This is a genomic window from Cupriavidus sp. CPT47-8839-RL05A (genome assembly GCF_058792255.1).
The window spans coordinates 102559-121344 of record NZ_JBYTEG010000014.1; the positions used below are offsets into that span (position 1 = coordinate 102559).

Sequence of the window (18786 nt, forward strand, 5' to 3'; positions counted from 1 at the left end):
ACAGCATTTGAAGGATCCGACATGACGCCGTCCGATGTGAAAGCCACGCTATCGTTCTCCGATGGTTCCCCCAGCGTTGAGCTGCCGATCTACACGGGTACCGTTGGCCCGGACGTAATCGACATTCGCAAGCTGTACGGACAGACCGGTAAGTTCACTTACGACCCCGGTTTCATGTCGACGGCTTCGTGCAATTCCAAGATCACCTATATCGACGGTGACAAGGGCGAACTGCTGTACCGCGGCTACCCGATCGAGCAGCTCGCGCAGAAGTGCGACCACCTCGAAACCTGCTACCTGCTGCTCAAGGGCGAGCTGCCCAACGCCAAGCAGAAGGAAGAATTCGTCGGCCACGTGATGAACCACACCATGGTTCACGAGCAGATGCAGTTCTTCATGCGCGGCTTCCGCCGCGACGCGCACCCGATGGCCGTGCTGACCGGCATGGTCGGTGCCATGAGCGCGTTCTACCACGACGCGATGGACATCGATGATCCGCACCAGCGCGAGATCTCGGCCATCCGCCTGATCGCCAAGATGCCGACCCTGGTCGCCATGGCGTACAAGTACAACATCGGCCAGCCGTACATCTACCCGCAGAACGACCTGTCCTACTCGGGCAACTTCATGCGCATGATGTTCGGCACGCCGTGCGCCCCGTACACCGTGAACCCGGTGCTGGAGCGCGCGCTGGACCGCATCTTCATCCTGCACGCAGACCACGAGCAGAACGCGTCGACCTCGACCGTGCGCCTGGCCGGTTCGTCGGGCACCAACCCGTTCGCAGCCATCGCCGCCGGCGTGGCCTGCCTGTGGGGCCCGGCCCACGGCGGCGCCAACGAAGCCGCGCTGAAGATGCTGGAAGAAATCGGCAGCGTCGACAACATCAACGAGTTCATCAAGCAGGTCAAGGACAAGAACTCGGGCGTGCGCCTGATGGGCTTTGGTCACCGCGTGTACAAGAACTACGATCCGCGCGCCAAGCTGATGCGCGAAACCTGCCACGAAGTGCTGGAAGAGCTGGGCCTGCACAACGACCCGCTGTTCAAGCTGGCCATGGAGCTGGAAAAGATCGCGCTGGAAGACGAGTACTTCGTCAGCCGCAAGCTGTACCCGAACGTGGACTTCTACTCGGGCATCGTCCAGCGCGCGCTGGGCATCCCGACCTCGCTGTTCACCTGCATCTTCGCGCTGGCCCGCACCCCGGGCTGGATCTCGCAGTGGGAAGAGATGATTACCGATCCGGAATACAAGATCGGTCGTCCGCGTCAGCTGTTCGTTGGCGCAGCTACCCGCGACGTGCCGGACGTTGCCAAGCGCTGATCGCTGGCTTTTCATCCGGCTGCGCGATGCAGCAATCACAAACGCCCCGGCCCGCCGGGGCGTTTGTGTTTCTGGGCCGGAGCGCCTTGTGCGTCGCAGCAGGGCAGGGAGCAGGAAATTGCCGGATAAGTGGTGAGAACGGCAATTTGCGGAGAATTGTGTCTCAGTCTGTCAATTCAGTTCCGCATTTGTTGTGCGATTTTCGCCTGCGGCAGGAAATTTGACCCTATAATGCGGGCTGCTTTGCCGATGGCAGCCGGGCCACCCTTCCGGCATGCGGTGCGGCAAGCGGGGCAGGCGAATCGCTTGCGCAATAGAGAACGCATCAAACGTTGTCTTTCCGAACCTTGGTCCCCCTACCTCACGGGACTGACACATGCCGGGCCCCGCATAAGCTGTCTCTCCCTTGCAGGCCCGTCTTCCGCGTCTCGGGCGTCTTTATTCGTAGTCCGCGGGTGTTGTTCGATTGCGCAGGTCACACCGTTTCTGCCCGGTTGACCCAAACATAAATCGAGGAGCTCCTGATGACGCTGTCCCGTCTTACGTCCATCTCGCTGGCCGCCGTGCTGGCCACCCTTGGCGCCGCTGCCAACGCCGAAACCGTGAAGATCGCCATTGCCGGCCCGATGAGCGGCTCGGTGGCGCAATATGGCGACATGGTCAAGGCCGGTGCGCTGACCGCGATCGAACAACTCAATGCCAACGGCGGCGCCGGCGGCAACAAGTTCGAAGTGGTGATGATGGACGACGCCTGCGAGCCGAAGCAGGCCGTGGCAGTTGCCAACAAGATCGTCAGCCAGAACATCAAGTACGTGATCGGCCATGTGTGCTCGGGCTCGACCATCCCGGCTTCGGACATCTACGAGAACGAAGGCATCGTCATGGTCACGCCGTCGGCCACCGCGCCGCAGCTGACCGAGACCAAGAAGCGCAAGTACATCTTCCGCACCATCGGCCGCGACGACCAGCAGGGCCCGGCCGCCGCCCAGTACATCATCGGCAAGGTCAAGCCGAAGAAGGTCGCGGTGCTGCACGACAAGCAGTCGTACGGCCAGGGCATCGCCAGTTCGGTGAAGAAGGACCTGGAAGCCGCCAAGATCCCGGTCGCCGTGTTCGAAGGCATCAACGCCGGCGATTCGGACTACTCCGCCGTCATCACCAAGCTCAAGTCGCAGGGCGTGGACTTCGTCTACTTCGGCGGCTACCACCCGGAAATGGGCCTGCTGCTGCGCCAGGCGCGCGAGCAGGGCGTGAAGGCCGCGTTCATGGGCCCCGAGGGCGTGGGCAACAAGGACGTGACGGCGATCGCCGGCCCGTCCTCGGAAGGCATGCTGGTGACGCTGCCGGCAGACTTCTCGGCCGACCCGGCCAACGCCGCGCTGGTGAAGGCCTTTGCCGACAAGAAGCGTGACGCCAACGGTCCGTTCCAGATGCCGGCTTATGCCGCCGTCAAGATCATCGGCGACGCCATTGCCGGCGCCAAGAGCACCGACCCGACCAAGGTCGCGGCGTACATGCACAAGAACGCCTTCACCACCCCGATCGGCAAGGTCGAGTACGACGACAAGGGCGACCTGAAGTCCTTCAAGTTCGTGGTCTACACCTGGCACAAGGACGCCAGCAAGACGGCCGCCAACTAAGCCGGCGCTTTTCCACGCACACGCCCCGCCCGGACCCCGGGCGGGGCGTTCTGGTATCGGGCTTCAAGTTCCTGAGGCTTCCCCAATGAATGAATTCCTTCCACAGTTCACCCAGCAGCTGGTCAACGGCCTGACGCTGGGTGCGATCTATGCGCTGATCGCCATCGGCTACACAATGGTCTACGGCATCATCGGCATGATCAATTTCGCGCACGGCGAGATTTATATGATCGGTGCCTATGTCGGCCTGGTCACGCTCACCGCGATCGGCGCCCAGGCAGGCTACCCCCTGCCGCTGGTGCTGGGCGCCGCATTGCTGGTCTCGGTGCTGGTCACCGGGGTGTACGGCTATGCGGTGGAGCGGGTGGCATACCGGCCCTTGCGCGGCGGACCGCGGCTGGTGCCGCTGATCTCGGCCATCGGCATGTCGATCTTCCTGCAGAACTATGTCCAGATCGGGCAGGGCGCGCGCGACGTGTCGGTGCCGGTGCTGATCTCGGGCGCCATCGAGTTCCAGATGGGCAGCGACTTCACCGTGACGGTGCCGTACTCGCGCCTGCTGATCGTGGGCGTGACGCTGGTGCTGATGATCGCGCTGACGCTGTTTATCGGCCGTTCGCGCATGGGCCGTGCCTGCCGTGCCTGCGCCGAAGACATGCGCATGGCCAACCTGCTCGGCATCGACACCAACAAGGTGATCTCGTTCACCTTCGTGCTGGGTGCGATGCTGGCGGCGGTGGGCGGCGTGCTGATCGGGCTGACCATCGGCAAGCTCAATCCCTTTATCGGCTTTATCGCCGGCATCAAGGCCTTTACCGCGGCGGTGCTGGGCGGCATCGGCAGCATCCCGGGCGCGATGCTCGGCGGCGTGCTGCTGGGCCTGGCGGAGACCTTCGCCTCGGGCTATATGCCGGCCGAGTACAAGGACGTGGTGGCGTTCAGCCTGCTGGTGCTGGTGCTGCTGTTCCGTCCGACCGGGCTGCTGGGCAAGCCTGACGTCGAAAAGGTCTGAGGGAGGACGAGACATGACTAACAACGTTTCCGCGATGCCCGCGGGCAAGGCCGCCGCACGCGGCGCCGCACCGGGACAATCGCTCAAGAATGCGATCACGGCCGCCGTGATGACGGCCATCCTGACCATTCCCATCCTGGGCCTGCAGCTTAAGCTGGAAGGCTACAAGGTCGTGCTGGAGCCGCACTGGCGGCCGGTGTGGATCGCCGTGGCGGCGGTCTTCCTGTTCCAGCTGTTCAAGCCGCTGCTGTCGCGCGCCGGCAGCGCGGTGCGCCTGCCGGCGGTGCCGCAGCTGGGCGCCCGGCAGCAGCGCGTGGCGGTATGGGTGCTGCTGGCGGTCGGGCTGGTGTGGCCGTTCTTCGGCTCGCGCGGCGCGGTCGACGTGGCCACGCTGGCGCTGATCTACGTGATCCTGGGCTTGGGCCTGAATATCGTGGTGGGCTATGCCGGCCTGCTCGACCTGGGCTATGTCGGCTTCTACGCCATCGGCGGCTACACCTACGCGCTGCTCAACCAGTATTTCGGGCTGGGCTTCTGGGAATGCCTGCCGATCGCCGCCGCGATGTCGGCCACCTTCGGCTTCCTGCTGGGGTTCCCGGTGCTGCGTTTGCGCGGCGACTACCTGGCCATCGTGACACTTGGCTTCGGCGAGATCATCCGCCTGCTGGCCAATAACCTGACCAGCCTGACCGGCGGCCCGGATGGCGTGTCCGGCATCCCGAAGCCGACCGTGTTCGGCATCGAGATGGCGCGCAGCGCGAGCGTGGAGGGCGCCAAGACCTTTCATGACCTGCTGGGCTGGGACTACAGCGGCCAGCACATGGTGATCTTCCTGTACCTGCTGGCGCTGCTGCTGGTGGGCTTCACGCTGTTCGTCACCAGCCGCCTGATCCGCATGCCGATGGGCCGCGCCTGGGAAGCGCTGCGCGACGACGAGATCGCGTGCCGCTCGCTGGGCCTGAACCCGACCCGCATCAAGCTGTCGGCGTTCACGCTGGGGGCTTCGTTCGCCGGCATCGGCGGCGCTTTCTTCGCGGCGCGCCAGGGCCTGGTCAATCCGGAATCGTTCACCTTCATCGAGTCGGCGCTGATCCTCGCCGTGGTGGTGCTGGGCGGCATGGGTTCGCAGCTGGGCGTGATCCTGGCGGCGATCCTGCTGACGGTGCTGCCCGAGGTGGCGCGCGGTTTTGCCGAATATCGCATGCTGATCTTTGGCCTGGTGATGGTGCTGATGATGATGTGGCGTCCGCAGGGCCTGCTGCCCGCGAGCCGTCCCCACGTGGAGTTGCCGAAATGAGCGCGGATTTGCTGAAAGTCTCCGGCCTGCAGATGCGCTTCGGCGGCTTGCTGGCCGTTGACGGTATTGATTTCAATGTGCGCAGCGACGAGGTCTTCGCCATCATCGGCCCCAATGGCGCCGGCAAGACCACGGTGTTCAACTGCGTGGGCGGCTTCTACAAGCCCACCGCGGGCGAGGTCACGCTGGACGGCCACGCCATCGCCGGCCTGCCCAGCCACCAGGTGGCGCGCAAGGGCCTGGTGCGGACCTTCCAGAACATCCGCCTGTTCAAGTCGCTGACGGTGGTGGAAAACCTGCTGGTGGCGCAGCACCGCCAGGTGCAGGCGGGCATCCTGCGCGGCTTGTTCGCTACGCCGGCCTACCGCCGCGCCGAGCGCGAGGCGCTGGAGCGCGCCGCGGTCTGGCTCGAACGCATGGGGCTGACCTCGGTGGCCAACCGCGAGGCGGGCACGCTGTCGTACGGCCACCAGCGCCGGCTGGAGATTGCGCGCTGCATGATCACCAAGCCGCGCCTGTTGATGCTGGACGAGCCGGCGGCCGGCCTGAACCCGCAGGAGAAGATCGAGCTGCAGCAGCTGATCGACCAGCTGCGGCGCGAGTTCGGCATCTCGGTGCTGCTGATCGAGCACGACATGAGCCTGGTGATGGGCGTGTCCGACCGCATCCTGGTGATGGAGCACGGCAAGCCGATCGTGATTGGCAAGCCCGAGCAAGTGCGCAACGACCCGCGCGTGATCAAGGCCTACCTGGGAGAGGACTGATGCTGAAGCTGGAACAGGTCCATACCCACTACGGCGCCGTCGAGGCGCTGTCGGGCGTATCGATCGAAGTCAACAAGGGGGAGATCGTCACCCTGATCGGCAGCAACGGCGCCGGCAAGACGACGCTGATGATGACCGTGTGCGGCACGCCGCGCGCGTCCAGCGGACGCGTGACGTTCGAAGGGCAGGACATCACCAACCGGTCCACGCACGAGATCATGCGCTTGGGGCTCGCGATCTCGCCCGAGGGCCGGCGCGTGTTCCCGAGCCTGACGGTGCTGGAGAACCTGAAGATGGGCGCTTTCTTCGCCAGGCGCGACGAGATCGAGGCGGGCATCGAGCACGTCTTCAAGCTGTTCCCGCGCCTGAACCAGCGCGCCAGCCAGCGCGCCGGCACCATGTCGGGCGGCGAGCAGCAGATGCTGGCGATCGGCCGCGCGCTGATGAGCCGGCCGCGCCTGCTGCTGCTGGACGAGCCCACGCTCGGTCTGGCGCCGCTGATCATCGCGCAGATCTTCGACATCATCCGCACCATTCGTGACGAAGGCGTCACTGTGTTCCTGGTCGAGCAGAACGCCAACAAGGCGCTGCAGGTCGCGGACCGCGGCTATGTGCTCGAAACCGGCAAGGTGGTGCTGGCTGATACCGGCGCCAACCTGCTGGCCAACGACCGGATCAAGGCCGCCTACCTGGGCGGCTGAGCCCAAGAGGCCGCGGCCCCGCCTGGCGGGCCGCGGCCTTTTCCTTTTCGCCATCCGCGAAATCCCCCTTTCGCCAATCACATTACATTGCAGCCGCTGCCCGGGCCGGGCAGGGGGCTGAGTGCCATACCCCCTGTGGCATAATCAATTGCCAAGTCAAGCATTGCGGCAACGCTTGAAATAACGCTCGCTTCAGGCGGCTTCCGGCGCGATTGTCGCTATCGCCACCCGCTCGCCACCGCGACCGAAGCGAATAAAACCCCTGCAAACTACCGCGCGGTCACCGCGGACCACTCCTGCAAAGGATCGGTCTTCCGGCCCGCCATCGCATCATGGCCAAGACGCTCTACGACAAACTCTGGGATGACCACACCGTCCACGTCGAGGAAGACGGCACCACGCTGCTCTATATCGACCGCCACCTGCTGCATGAAGTGACCAGCCCGCAGGCGTTCGAGGGGCTGAAGCTGGCGGAGCGTCCGGTATGGCGCATCAGCGCCAACCTGGCCGTGTCGGACCACAACGTGCCGACCACCGACCGCAGCCACGGCATTGCCGATCCGGTGTCGAAGCTGCAGGTCGATACGCTGGATGCCAACTGCGACAGCTACGGCATCACCCAGTTCAAGATGAACGACCACCGCCAGGGCATCGTGCACGTGATCGGGCCGGAGCAGGGCGCCACGCTGCCGGGCATGACGGTGGTGTGCGGCGACTCGCATACCAGCACGCATGGCGCGTTTGGCGCGCTGGCGCATGGCATCGGCACGTCGGAAGTGGAGCACGTGCTGGCCACGCAGACGCTGCTGGGCAAGAAGGCCAAGAACATGCTGGTCAAGGTGGAAGGCAAGCTGCCGCGCGGCTGCACCGCCAAGGACATCGTGCTGGCCGTGATCGGCAAGATCGGCACCGCGGGCGGCACCGGCTACACCATTGAATTTGCCGGCTCGGCCATCCGCGACCTGACCATGGAAGGCCGCATGACGGTCTGCAACATGGCTATCGAAGCCGGTGCGCGCGCTGGCCTGGTGGCGGTGGACGACGTCACGCTCGAATACGTGAAGGGCCGCCCCTACGCGCCGCAGGGCGTGGAGTGGGAGCAGGCCGTGGCCTACTGGCGCACGCTGCATTCGGATGCCGGGGCCAAGTTCGACCAGGTGGTCGAGCTGCGCTCCGAGGATGTCCGTCCGCAGGTGACCTGGGGTACCTCGCCGGAAATGGTGATCAGCATCGAAGACCGCGTGCCGGACCCAGAGAAGGAAAAGGACCCGAACAAGCGCAACGCGATGGAGCGCGCGCTCGAATACATGGGCCTGCAGCCCAACGTGCCGGTCGAGAGCATCAATATCGACAAGGTCTTCATCGGTTCGTGCACCAACAGCCGCATCGAAGACATGCGCGCCGCCGCGTGGGTGGTGCAGAAGCTTGGTCGCAAGGTTGCCGGCAACGTGAAGCTGGCGATGGTGGTGCCGGGCTCGGGCCTGGTCAAGGAACAGGCCGAGCGCGAAGGCCTGGACAAGATCTTCAAGGCCGCCGGTTTTGAATGGCGCGAGCCGGGCTGCTCGATGTGCCTGGCGATGAATGCCGACCGCCTCGAGGCGGGCGAGCGTTGCGCGTCGACTTCGAACCGCAACTTCGAAGGCCGCCAGGGCGCGGGCGGGCGCACCCACCTGGTGAGCCCGGCGATGGCAGCGGCCGCAGCCATCGAAGGCCATTTCGTCGATATCCGCAAGCTGGGCTGAAGAAGCAAGGAAAGAGAACATGGACAAGTTCACCGTACACAGCGGCCTCGTAGCCCCGCTCGACCGCGAGAACGTCGATACCGACGCCATCATCCCGAAGCAGTTCCTGAAGTCGATCAAGCGCACCGGCTTCGGCCCCAACCTGTTCGACGAGTGGCGCTACAAGGACGTCGGCGAGCCCGGCATGGACAACAGCAAGCGTCCGCTGAACCCGGACTTCGTGCTGAACCAGCCGCGCTACCAGGGCGCGTCGATCCTGCTGGCGCGCCGCAACTTCGGCTGCGGCAGCTCGCGCGAGCACGCGCCGTGGGCGCTGACCCAATACGGCTTCCGCGCCGTGATCGCGCCCAGCTTTGCCGACATCTTCTTCAACAACTGCTACAAGAACGGCCTGTTGCCGGTGGTGCTGACCGAACAGCAGGTCGACCACCTGTTCAACGAGACCAACGCCTTCAACGGCTACAAGCTGACCATCGACCTGGACAAGCAGGTGGTGCTGACGGCGGGCGGCCAGGCGTATGAGTTCGACATCGCCCCGTTCCGCAAGTACTGCATGCTGAACGGCTTCGACGATATCGGCCTGACGCTGCGCCATGCCGACAAGATCAAGGCCTATGAGGCCGAGCGCGTGGCCAGGATGCCGTGGCTGAACAACCGCCTGGTCGGATAAGACTCAACGAGGAAAGACAACAATGAAGATCGCAGTCCTGCCGGGTGACGGCATCGGTCCCGAAATCATCGCGGAGGCCGTCAAGGTCCTGAACGCGCTCGACGAGAAGTTCGAGCTGGAAACTGCCCCGGTGGGCGGCGCCGGCTACGAGGCCGAAGGCCATCCGCTGCCGGAAAACACCCTGAAGCTGGCCAAGGAAGCCGACGCCATCCTGTTCGGCGCCGTCGGCGACTGGAAGTACGACAGCCTGGATCGTCCGCTGCGTCCGGAGCAGGCCATCCTGGGCCTGCGCAAGCACCTGCAGCTGTTCGCCAACTTCCGCCCGGCGATCTGCTATCCGGAACTGACCGGCGCCTCGAGCCTGAAGCCCGAGCTGGTGGCCGGCCTCGACATCCTGATCGTGCGCGAACTGAACGGCGACATCTACTTCGGCCAGCCGCGCGGCGTGCGCGAAGCGCCGGACGGCCTGTTCAAGGGCGCGCGCGAAGGCTTCGACACCATGCGCTACAGCGAGCCGGAAATCCGCCGCATCGCCCATGTGGCGTTCCAGGCCGCGGCCAAGCGCGGCAAGAAGCTGTGCAGCGTCGACAAGGCCAACGTGCTCGAGACCTTCCAGTTCTGGAAGGACATCGTGATCGAGGTGCACAAGGAGTACCCGGAGGTCGAGCTGTCGCACATGTACGTCGACAACGCGGCCATGCAGCTGGTCAAGGCGCCCAAGAGCTTCGACGTGATCGTCACCGGCAATATGTTCGGCGACATCCTGTCGGATGAGGCCGCGATGCTGACCGGCTCGATCGGCATGCTGCCGTCGGCGTCGCTGGATGCCAACAACAAGGGCCTGTACGAGCCGTCGCACGGCTCTGCGCCGGACATCGCCGGCAAGGGCGTGGCTAACCCACTGGCGACGATCCTGTCGGCGGCGATGATGCTGCGCTACTCGCTGAACCGCGCCGAGCAGGCCGACCGCATCGAGAGCGCCGTCAAGAAGGTGCTGGCCCAGGGCTACCGCACCGGTGACATCCTGACGCCGGGTTGCAAGCAGGTCGGTACCCGCGAGATGGGTGACGCGGTGCTGGCGGCACTGTAAGTCACACCGGAAGGGGGCACTGCGCGAGTAGTGCCCCCTTTGTCTGATTTGTCCCCGTTATTTCCCCTATCTGCACGCTGCGGCAGCGCGGCAAAATCGTGTAGACTCTGCCGATGGCCCGATTTTCCCAGTCCACCCTGACTGCTGTTGCTGCCCTGACCGCTACCCGCGGCCCGGTCGGCACGATTTCGCTCGGCCAGACCGCAACGACGATTAAAACCATTATTAAAACCGCGATCGCCTAGATCCGTTCGTCGTGCCTGCCCGTCTTCCCCGCGCAGCCACGCCGGGCGAGGAAAATGGCGGGGAAGTAAAAATCACATCCGAGGTAAATCATGATTGTAGGTCTCGTCGGTTGGCGGGGAATGGTCGGCAGCGTCCTGATGCAGCGCATGCAGGAAGAGCGTGATTTCGACCATATCGAGCCCGTCTTCTTCAGCACGTCCAATGCCGGCGGCAAGGCGCCCGCCATGGCGAAGAACGAAACCACGCTGAAAGATGCCAATGACATCGAAGCGCTGAAGAAGTGCGACGTGGTGCTGACCGCCCAGGGCGGCGACTACACCAACGAGGTCTTCCCCAAGCTGCGCGCGGCCGGCTGGAAGGGATACTGGATCGATGCGGCGTCCTCGCTGCGGATGAAGGACGATGCCATCATCGTGCTGGATCCGGTCAACCAGGATGTGATCAAGGACGCGCTGTCCAAGGGCGTCAAGAATTTCATCGGCGGCAACTGCACGGTCAGCTGCATGCTGATGGGCCTCGGCGGCCTGTTCCAGGCCGACCTGATCGAGTGGATGACGTCGATGACGTACCAGGCCGCTTCCGGCGGCGGTGCGCAGCATATGCGCGAGCTGCTGACGCAGTTCGGCACGCTGAACGCGTCGGTCAAGCCGCTGCTGGACAACCCGGCCTCGGCCATCCTGGAAATCGACCGCACCATCCTGGCGACCCAGCACGGCCTGTCCGCCGAGGAAACCAAGCAGTTCGGCGTGCCGCTGGCCGGCAACCTGATCCCCTGGATCGACAAGGACCTGGGCAATGGCCAGTCCAAGGAAGAATGGAAGGGCGGCGCCGAGACCAACAAGATCCTGGGCCGCGGCGAAGGCTTCCTGGGTGCGACCGGCGCCACGCCGATCGCCGTCGACGGCCTGTGCGTGCGCATTGGCGCCATGCGCTGCCACTCGCAGGCGCTGACCATCAAGCTGCGCAAGGATGTGCCGCTCGATGAGATCGAAGGCATGCTGGCCGCCCACAACCCGTGGGCCAAGGTGGTGCCGAATACGCGTGAAGCCAGCATGACCGACCTGACCCCGGCTGCCGTGACCGGCACGCTGACCATCCCGGTCGGCCGCCTGCGCAAGATGCAGATGGGCGGCGAGTACCTGTCCGCGTTCACGGTCGGCGACCAGCTGCTGTGGGGCGCGGCCGAACCGCTGCGCCGCATGCTGCGTATCCTGATCGAGTCCTGATCCGGTGCTCCCTCTTGTTGCCTGGTTGCGTCCGTTGCAGCCAGGCAACAGAATGGACCGCTTTGCCGACAACGCCGCGCCCATGCGCGGCGTTGTTGTATCCGGGCGCCTATTTTCCCTGGTGATGCGTCACAATACGCCGGCATGCGCTTCGCGCCAGGCAGGGTTTGGCGTCTGCGCGCGGCTGGAGAAGGGGTGCGCCGAGAACGCCTCGCCAGCCTGCCGGACCTGGTTTTGGGGTCGGTCTGTCGATTCATATCGCTACTAAAACATAACGGAGCATAAGGTGAGTGTGAGCCAACATCGCCGGAAAGATGCGCCTACCGCCCGTCAGCGCTGGTCAACGCTGGCCGTCACGGCACTGGGCCTGCTGCTTGCGCAGCCGGCCGCATATGCCGCGGGGTTCGGGCAATTGCGGGTTCAGTCGAATCTGGGGCAGCCGTTGCAGGCTGAGATCGACATCAGTGGGGTCAGTGCCGAAGAGGCCGCCGGGCTCAGCGTCAAGCTGGCGTCGCCAGCGGCGTATGCCGCGGCCGGGCTGACCTACCTGCCGGCCGTCAGCAGCCTGCGGCTGGAGGTGGAGCGCCGCCCGAACGGCAGCTATGTGGCCCGGGTCCGTTCCAACCAGCCGATCAGCGAGCCCTTTGTCGACATCCTGGTCGACATGAGCTGGGCCAGCGGCAAGGTCTCGCGCGCCTATACCTTCCTGCTTGACCCTGCCGGGGCCAAGCCTTCGAACCAGACCTTCTCGCCGGCGACGGTGGTGCAGGCGGCGACGCCGGATGCGCCGCCCGTAGCGGCACCGGCACCTGCCGCCGCGCCGCAGCCTGCGCCGGCCCAGGAAGCCGCGCCCGCCGCGGCTGCCGAGGCAGTCAAGCCAGCCGCGCCCGCGCGCCCGGCCCGCCAGAGCGCAAAGCGGGCGCCGGCACCGGCCGCCAGCGGCAGCACCGAGATGGCACCCGGCGGCGGCTACACCGTGCAGCGCGGCGACACGCTCTACGCCATTGCCGGCGAGGCCGTGCAAGGCCAGGAATCGGTCTCGCTGGACCAGATGCTGGTGGCGCTCTACCGTAACAATCCCAACGCCTTTATCGGCGGCAACATGAACCGGCTGCGCAGCGGCGCGGTGCTGCAGGTCCCGACCCAGCAGCAGGCGCAAGCCGTCGCACCCAAGGCCGCCCGCCGCGAGGTGGTGGCGCGCACGCAGGGCTTCGATGCCTACCGCGGCCGGCTGGCCAGCGCTGCTGCGGCCAAGTCGGTCGAGCCCGACAGCGGCCGCCAGCAGTCCGGCAACGTGACCGCCCGGGTGCAGGAGCAGGCCGCCCCGACCGACGGCCCGCGCGATGAACTGAAGCTCAGCAAGGCCGCGCGTGGCGCACAGGCCGACGCCGCGGCCAGGGCCGAAGCCGGCGTCGCGCGCGAGCGTGAGCTCAAGGAGGCGCAAGCCCGCCTGGCGCAGCTGGAAAAGAACGTCGGCGACATGCAGAAGCTGCTCGAGCTGAAGAACGCCGAGATCGCCAAGCTGAGCCAGGCCAACCAGGCGGTGCTGGCCGAGAAGGAAAAGGCTGAGGCCGCGGCCAAGGCCGCGGCGGCGGCGCCGACCGTGGTGGCGGCCCAGCCGCCGAAGGCCGATGCCGTGGCCCCGGCCCCGGTTGCGGTCGCCGCGACGGCTGCCGCAACCGCAGCCAGCGCCCCGGCAGCGGCCGGCGCCAGCGCCGCCGACGCCGTGGCGCCTGCGGCAGCCTCAGCGGTGGCAGCGGCCCCCGCTTCGCAGCCGGCTGCCGCCGTTCCTGCCAGCGCAGCGCAGGCCGCCGCCGCCGCGTCGGCCCCCGCTGCCAAGCGTCCGCCGGTGGTGGCCCAGCCCGAGCCGGTGCCCGAACCGTCGTTCATCGATGGCCTGCTGGCCAACCCCATGCTGCTGCCCGGCGGTGGCCTGCTGGTGGCGCTGCTCGGCGTCTATGCGATCTATCGCCGCCGCCAGCAGCAGAAGGCGAGCGAGGCGACCGGCTTCGGCGACAGCATCCTGTCGCAGGAAAGCACGGTGATGGCCGGTGCCAATTCGCTGTTCGGCACGGCCGGGGGGCAGAGCGTCGACACCTCGCAGCACAGCGTGTTCGGCGCGGACTTCCGCATCGGCAACAACACGCCGGAAGCCAACGAGGTCGACCCGATCGCCGAGGCCGAGGTCTATATCGCCTATGGGCGCGATGTGCAGGCGGAGGAAATCCTGCGCGAAGCCCTGGAGAAGAACCCGGAGCAGCAGCCGGTGCGGCTCAAGCTCCTGGAGATTTACAGCAACAGACAGGATGTGGAAGGTTTCCGCGTGATTGCAGAAGAAATGTTCGCCCAGACCGGCGGACACGGGGCGGAATGGCTGAAGGCAGCAGAAATGGGGCGCGCGCTCGAGCCAGGCAACGCGCTCTTCCTGGCGGTGACGCCCGAAGCGGCGGGGCCGGATACGACATCGCCGGCAACCGACCAGTGGCGCACCCAGGACCCGTCGCAGAATCCGGCCTCGATCCCGCGGCTGGAGCCGTCGCTGGGTGACCTGGCGCTGCCGCTGGATGCCTTCCCGGCCCCGGCGGCCGGCGAGCCGATCGTGGCGCCTGCTTCCGCGGCGATGGTGTTTGGCGCTGACGCGCACGACGCCGGCGAGCCGGTGCGGCTGGATCTCGGCCTGCCGGGCACCGGCGCCGACCCGCTTGCCGACGACGTTCCCACCCTCGACACGCCGACCCGCGGCCGTCCGCTGGAGTTCGACATGTCGGGGCTGTCGCTTGACCTGGGCAGCGCCCCGCAAGCCGATGCCGGCGGCAAGGACGTGCCGGACGAGGCCACCTTGCCGCTGCCCGCCACCACCATGCTGCGCGACGGCAAGCTGGTCGAGCCGATCGACCTGTCGCGCGTGGCGCCTGAAACCGGCGGCGACCTCACGCACGGGGGTTCGCCGAGCACGCTGTCGGTCGACGGCGTGGACGGCGGGCGCGACATGCAGATCAAGCTTGACCTGGCTCGTGCCTATATCGAGATCGGCGACAAGGAAGGGGCGCGCGAACTGCTGCAGGAAGTGGTCGAGCAGTCGCAGGATCCGCTGCAGGCGGAGGCCCGTTCGCTGCTGCTGGAAGTGGCCTGAGCTATCATTGACGGTCCGGCCGCGGCACGCGCTGCCGCAGCCTGAAGCGATGCGCCGGAAGCGTCCCTTCCGGCGCATTTGCTTTTTCGGCGGACCTGGCGTGGACCACTGCGCCCGGACGTACCCGCCGCCTTGCCTGATCCCCTGACATGAACCGCATCGCTCTTGGCCTGCACTACGACGGCACCGCCTTTTCCGGCTGGCAGTCGCAGCCGCACCGCAATACCGTGCAGGATCACCTGGAAGACGCCATCGAGCGCTTTGCCGGCGTGCGCCTGCTGACCACCGTGGCGGGGCGCACCGATACCGGCGTGCATGCGCTCGGCCAGGTCATCCACCTGGACACGGCGCTCGAGCGCGAGCCATTTTCCTGGGTGCGCGGCGTCAACGCCTTCCTGCCGCCGTCGATCGCGCTGCAATGGGCGCTGCCGGTGGACCAGGGTTTCCACGCGCGTTTCCTGGCGTTCGAGCGCATGTATTACTACGCGCTCTACACCGGGCCTCACCGCGTGCCGCTGGTGCACGGCCGCGCCGGCTACCAGATGCTGCCGCCGGGCCAGCGGCTCGACGTCGACGCCATGCGCGAGGCCGCCGCATGCCTGCTCGGCGAGCATGACTTCTCTGCCTTCCGCGCCGCCGAATGCCAGGCCAAGTCGCCGGTCAAGACCATGTACGACGTCACCATCAAGGATGACGGCAACTGGGTGTTCCTGCGCTTTCGCGCCAGCGCCTTCCTGCACCATATGGTGCGCAACCTGATGGGCTGCCTGGTGGCGGTGGGGCGCGGACGCTACCCGGCGCACTGGCTGGCGCAGGTGCTGGCCGGGCGCGAGCGCAAGCTGGCGGCGCCGACCTTCATGCCGGACGGCCTCTACCTGGTCGGCGTCAAGTATCCTGATCCTTACCAGATCCCCGCGGCCGATCCGTCCGCGAGCCTGTTCCATGGAGTGTTCGATGACGCAGCCTGAGGGCGCCGAAGGCAGCACGGCGGGCAGCACAGTGCACATGCCGGCCCGCACCCGCATCAAGATCTGCGGCCTGACGCGCGAGGACGACGTGCGCGCGGCCGTGGACGCCGGCGCCGACGCCATCGGGCTGGTGTTCTACCCGAACAGCCCGCGCTACGTCGACGTGGCGCGCGCCGCGGCGCTGGCCGAGGCCGCCGGGCCGTTCGTGGCGATCACCGGGCTGTTCGTCAATGCCGACCTGGAAGACATCGCCCATGTGGCCGAGCGCGTGCCGCTGACGCTGCTGCAACTGCACGGCGACGAGACCCCGCAGTTCTGCACGCAGGCGGCGCAGCGCTGCCGGCTGCCCTTCATGCGCGCCGCCCGTGTGCGCCCGGGGCTTGATTTGGTAGAATTTGCCGATCAATACCGTGATGCCGCTGCCTTGCTGCTCGATGCCTTCGTCGAAGGCTACGGCGGTGGCGGCCACGTTTTCGACTGGACCCTGATTCCCCCGGCATGGCTTCCGCCTACTCCCCCGGTACCAGCTACCGGCAACCCGAACGCAAGCGGCGCTCCTCGCATCGTTTTGAGTGGTGGGTTGAACGCGCAAAACGTCGCTGGCGCGATTGAACGCGTGCGGCCCTACGCTGTGGACGTCAGCAGCGGGGTAGAGGCCGCCAAGGGCGTGAAGGACCACGCCCGCATCGCCGCGTTCGTGCGCGCTGTGCGCAGTGCCGAGGCAGGATGAGCCGGGCCGTGTCCCGCGTCTTTCCCCATGCCGCCCGTGGCCTGCCGCATGCGCGCACACGCATCGCAGTCAACCATGCGCCCTTGCCGGATGAGGCAAGGCCGCTGTTCCGAAGAGTCTAGACATGTACGACCTGCCCGATTCCCGTGGCCATTTCGGCCCCTATGGCGGCACCTTCGTGTCCGAAACGCTGGTCCACGCGCTCGATGAGCTGCGCGAGGCCTATGCGCACTACCAGAAGGATCCGGAGTTCGATGCCGAATACCGCCGCGAACTGAAGCACTTTGTCGGCCGCCCGTCGCCGATCTACCACGCGCAGCGCTGGAGCGAGACGCTCGGCGGGGCGCAGATCTACTTCAAGCGCGAAGACCTGAACCATACCGGCGCACACAAGATCAACAACGTGATCGGCCAGGCGCTGCTGGCCAAGCGCATGGGCAAGCCGCGCGTGATCGCCGAGACCGGGGCAGGGCAGCATGGCGTGGCCACTGCCACCATCGCCGCGCGCTTCGGCATGGAGTGCGTGGTCTACATGGGGGCCGAGGACGTCAAGCGCCAGGCCGCCAACGTCTACCGCATGAAGCTGCTGGGCGCCACCGTGGTGCCGGTGGAAAGCGGCTCGCGCACGCTCAAGGACGCGCTCAATGAAGCCATGCGCGACTGGGTCACCAACGTCGAGAACACCTTCTACATCATCGGCACCGTGGCCGGCCCGCATCCGTACCCGATGATGGTGCGCGACTTCCAGTGCGTGATCGGCGAGGAAGCCAAGGTGCAGATGCCGGAGATGACGGGACGCCAGCCGGATGCCGTGATCGCCTGCGTCGGCGGCGGCTCCAATGCCATGGGCATCTTCTACCCGTATATCGAGCACCAGGACGTGCAGCTGATCGGCGTGGAAGCCGCCGGCGACGGCCTCGACACCGGCCGCCACGCGGCCTCGCTGACCGGCGGCACGCCGGGCGTGCTGCACGGCAACCGCACCTACCTGCTGCAGGACGCCAACGGCCAGATCATCGAGACCCATTCGGTGTCGGCCGGCCTGGACTACCCGGGCGTGGGCCCCGAGCATGCCTGGCTCAAGGACAGCGGCCGTGCGCAGTACGTGCCGATCACGGATGAAGAAGCGCTCAAGGCCTTCCACGACTGCTGCCGCATCGAGGGCATCATCCCGGCGCTGGAATCGAGCCACGCCATCGCCTATGCCTGCAAGCTGGCGCCGACGCTGCCCAAGGACAAGCTGCTGCTGGTGAACCTGTCCGGCCGCGGCGACAAGGACATGCACACCGTGGCCGAGCGCGCGGGGCTCAAGCTCTGATGCGCGCGCTGCCTCCGACCGGACTTGCCGTGGGCGGCGCGGGTGCACCGGATGCGTCCGGTGCGCCCGATTCCGCCCAGTTGCGCCTGTTCCAGGAAGACATGTTCGAGGGCATTGCCCGCCTGCCGGACGGCTCGGTCGACCTGATCGTCGCCGATCCGCCCTATGGGCTGGGCAAGGACTACGGCAACGATTCCGACCTGCTGTCGGGCCAGGAGTATCTGGACTGGTCCGAGCGCTGGATGAACGCGGTCGTGCCCAAGCTCGCGCCCAAGGGCACGCTCTACCTGTTCTGCACCTGGCAGTATTCGCCCGAGCTGTTCGTGATGCTCAAGCGGCGCCTGACCATGATCAACGAGATCATCTGGGACCGCCGCGTGCCCAGCATGGGCGGCACCACGCGCAAGTTCTCGTCGGTGCACGACAACATCGGCTTTTTTGCGCGCGCGCGCGACTACTACTTCGATCTCGACCCGGTCCGCATTCCCTACGACCCCGAGACCAAGAAGGCGCGCAGCCGTCCGCGTTTCGAAGGCAAGAAGTGGCTCGAGGTGGGCTACAACCCGAAGGACCTGTGGAGCGTCTCGCGCATCCACCGCCAGGACCCGGAGCGCGCCAACCACCCGACGCAGAAGCCGCTGGAGATCGTCGAGCGCATGGTGCTGTCAAGCTGCCCCCCGGGCGGCCTGGTGCTGGATCCGTTCGCCGGCAGCGGCACCACCGCGGTGGCCTGCCTGCGCCACGGACGGCGCTTTGCCGGCTTCGAGATCAATCCGGAGTATGTGCAGGTGGCGTGCGGCCGTGTGTCCGCCGCCGCCGCGGCTCTTGCCGTCACGAGCGCGGCGGCCGAGCCTGCCGCCACCCCAACCCTGGCCGCCGCCAACGACGATGTCTCGCCGGCGCCGCGGCCTCACCTGATTCCCTGA

The 18786-nt window shown here is 66.5% G+C and carries 16 protein-coding genes; all 16 read left to right on the plus strand.

All coding sequences use genetic code 11. The annotated features are described in order from the left end of the window. The first annotated feature begins 21 nt into the window (after positions 1–21). A complete protein-coding gene (gene gltA, locus AC3WVS_RS18425; protein WP_010814621.1) occupies positions 22–1323 on the plus strand; it encodes a citrate synthase in 1302 nt (433 codons plus the stop codon). 524 nt (positions 1324–1847) lie between these two features. Further along, positions 1848–2963 (plus strand): branched-chain amino acid ABC transporter substrate-binding protein, encoded by a 1116-nt coding sequence (locus AC3WVS_RS18430; RefSeq protein ID WP_011615745.1) that lies wholly within the window; start codon positions 1848–1850, stop codon positions 2961–2963. Positions 2964–3048: 85 nt separating this feature from the next. Then, the gene (gene livH / locus AC3WVS_RS18435) at positions 3049–3975 is read left to right on the plus strand and encodes a high-affinity branched-chain amino acid ABC transporter permease LivH (RefSeq protein ID WP_010814623.1); all 927 of its coding nucleotides are present in this window, start codon (positions 3049–3051) and stop codon (positions 3973–3975) included. Between the two features lie 13 nt (positions 3976–3988). Next, a complete protein-coding gene (locus tag AC3WVS_RS18440) occupies positions 3989–5272 on the plus strand; it encodes a high-affinity branched-chain amino acid ABC transporter permease LivM (RefSeq protein WP_492319825.1) in 1284 nt (427 codons plus the stop codon). Next, positions 5269–6036: a high-affinity branched-chain amino acid ABC transporter ATP-binding protein LivG gene (gene livG, locus AC3WVS_RS18445; RefSeq protein ID WP_492319826.1), complete on the plus strand. Its 768-nt coding sequence runs from the start codon at positions 5269–5271 to the stop codon at positions 6034–6036. Before AC3WVS_RS18440 ends, livG begins: the two co-directional genes overlap by 4 nt. Next, a complete protein-coding gene (locus tag AC3WVS_RS18450) occupies positions 6036–6737 on the plus strand; it encodes an ABC transporter ATP-binding protein (protein ID WP_010814626.1) in 702 nt (233 codons plus the stop codon). Before livG ends, AC3WVS_RS18450 begins: the two co-directional genes overlap by 1 nt. Before the next feature lie 332 nt (positions 6738–7069). Beyond that, entirely contained in the window at positions 7070–8479 is a 1410-nt protein-coding gene (gene leuC / locus AC3WVS_RS18455) for a 3-isopropylmalate dehydratase large subunit (protein WP_492319827.1), read from the plus strand. A gap of 19 nt (positions 8480–8498) precedes the next feature. Next, complete coding sequence (gene leuD, locus AC3WVS_RS18460; RefSeq protein ID WP_492319828.1) at positions 8499–9149, plus strand: 3-isopropylmalate dehydratase small subunit; 651 nt, start codon at positions 8499–8501, stop codon at positions 9147–9149. Between the two features lie 22 nt (positions 9150–9171). After that, positions 9172–10239, plus strand: a complete 1068-nt coding sequence (gene leuB, locus AC3WVS_RS18465; RefSeq protein WP_492319829.1) for a 3-isopropylmalate dehydrogenase — start codon at positions 9172–9174, stop codon at positions 10237–10239. Between the two features lie 113 nt (positions 10240–10352). Continuing rightward, the gene (locus tag AC3WVS_RS18470) at positions 10353–10484 is read left to right on the plus strand and encodes a hypothetical protein (RefSeq protein WP_013957414.1); all 132 of its coding nucleotides are present in this window, start codon (positions 10353–10355) and stop codon (positions 10482–10484) included. A 90-nt stretch (positions 10485–10574) separates the two neighbouring features. Further along, entirely contained in the window at positions 10575–11711 is a 1137-nt protein-coding gene (asd, locus tag AC3WVS_RS18475; RefSeq protein WP_492319830.1) for an aspartate-semialdehyde dehydrogenase, read from the plus strand. Positions 11712–11997: 286 nt separating this feature from the next. Next, on the plus strand, positions 11998–14844 hold the full coding sequence (locus AC3WVS_RS18480; protein WP_492319831.1) for a motility hub landmark protein FimV: 2847 nt from the start codon (positions 11998–12000) through the stop codon (positions 14842–14844). 149 nt (positions 14845–14993) lie between these two features. Beyond that, the gene (truA, locus tag AC3WVS_RS18485) at positions 14994–15812 is read left to right on the plus strand and encodes a tRNA pseudouridine(38-40) synthase TruA (protein ID WP_492319832.1); all 819 of its coding nucleotides are present in this window, start codon (positions 14994–14996) and stop codon (positions 15810–15812) included. Further along, positions 15799–16542 carry a phosphoribosylanthranilate isomerase gene (locus AC3WVS_RS18490; protein WP_492319833.1) on the plus strand — a complete coding sequence of 248 codons (744 nt, stop codon included), beginning with the start codon at positions 15799–15801 and terminating at the stop codon, positions 16540–16542. The genes truA and AC3WVS_RS18490 overlap by 14 nt, the downstream gene beginning before the upstream one ends. Positions 16543–16666: 124 nt before the next feature. Continuing rightward, positions 16667–17860, plus strand: a complete 1194-nt coding sequence (trpB, locus tag AC3WVS_RS18495) for a tryptophan synthase subunit beta (protein ID WP_010814634.1) — start codon at positions 16667–16669, stop codon at positions 17858–17860. Beyond that, entirely contained in the window at positions 17860–18786 is a 927-nt protein-coding gene (locus AC3WVS_RS18500; protein ID WP_492319834.1) for a DNA-methyltransferase, read from the plus strand. Before trpB ends, AC3WVS_RS18500 begins: the two co-directional genes overlap by 1 nt.

Coding starts and splice junctions, on each gene's coding strand:
- gltA (WP_010814621.1), top strand. CDS start 22: ATGACGCCGTCCGATGTGAAAGCCACGCTATCGTTCTCCGATGGTTCC.
- AC3WVS_RS18430 (WP_011615745.1), top strand. CDS start 1,848: ATGACGCTGTCCCGTCTTACGTCCATCTCGCTGGCCGCCGTGCTGGCC.
- livH (WP_010814623.1), top strand. CDS start 3,049: ATGAATGAATTCCTTCCACAGTTCACCCAGCAGCTGGTCAACGGCCTG.
- AC3WVS_RS18440 (WP_492319825.1), top strand. CDS start 3,989: ATGACTAACAACGTTTCCGCGATGCCCGCGGGCAAGGCCGCCGCACGC.
- livG (WP_492319826.1), top strand. CDS start 5,269: ATGAGCGCGGATTTGCTGAAAGTCTCCGGCCTGCAGATGCGCTTCGGC.
- AC3WVS_RS18450 (WP_010814626.1), top strand. CDS start 6,036: ATGCTGAAGCTGGAACAGGTCCATACCCACTACGGCGCCGTCGAGGCG.
- leuC (WP_492319827.1), top strand. CDS start 7,070: ATGGCCAAGACGCTCTACGACAAACTCTGGGATGACCACACCGTCCAC.
- leuD (WP_492319828.1), top strand. CDS start 8,499: ATGGACAAGTTCACCGTACACAGCGGCCTCGTAGCCCCGCTCGACCGC.
- leuB (WP_492319829.1), top strand. CDS start 9,172: ATGAAGATCGCAGTCCTGCCGGGTGACGGCATCGGTCCCGAAATCATC.
- AC3WVS_RS18470 (WP_013957414.1), top strand. CDS start 10,353: ATGGCCCGATTTTCCCAGTCCACCCTGACTGCTGTTGCTGCCCTGACC.
- asd (WP_492319830.1), top strand. CDS start 10,575: ATGATTGTAGGTCTCGTCGGTTGGCGGGGAATGGTCGGCAGCGTCCTG.
- truA (WP_492319832.1), top strand. CDS start 14,994: ATGAACCGCATCGCTCTTGGCCTGCACTACGACGGCACCGCCTTTTCC.
- AC3WVS_RS18490 (WP_492319833.1), top strand. CDS start 15,799: ATGACGCAGCCTGAGGGCGCCGAAGGCAGCACGGCGGGCAGCACAGTG.
- trpB (WP_010814634.1), top strand. CDS start 16,667: ATGTACGACCTGCCCGATTCCCGTGGCCATTTCGGCCCCTATGGCGGC.
- AC3WVS_RS18500 (WP_492319834.1), top strand. CDS start 17,860: ATGCGCGCGCTGCCTCCGACCGGACTTGCCGTGGGCGGCGCGGGTGCA.